This window comes from Bacillus sp. GbtcB14 (assembly GCF_019091205.1).
Taxonomy (GTDB): Bacteria; Bacillota; Bacilli; order Bacillales; family Bacillaceae_G; genus Bacillus_A; species Bacillus_A cereus_AG.
Genome location: NZ_JAGXJT010000341.1, coordinates 1 through 230, shown reverse-complemented (window position 1 = coordinate 230; position 230 = coordinate 1). Strand labels below are relative to the sequence as shown.

Genomic DNA, 230 nt, shown 5'->3' with positions numbered 1-230 from the left:
AGAAACGTTTATGAATGCAAGTGAGCTTACGCTAAGCCAAGAGTATTCATGCGTGAAAAAGTTGCTATACTTTTTAGCGGTGCCTCTTGAATGGATTATTTTATTATTTGTACTTGTGCTCGGTGTATCAAGAAAGTTTGAGAAATGGTCGAAGGAAACGACGAAAGTAAGCGTCCTGCAAGATGCGAGTTATTTCTTTTATTTATCGCTACTCCCAACAGTTCTAGCCC

1 pseudogene is annotated in these 230 nt (G+C 39.1%); it reads left to right on the top strand.

From position 1 onward, the window contains the following. A pseudogene (locus KVT31_RS30080) lies at positions 1–230 on the top strand (M48 family metallopeptidase); the annotation flags it as partial.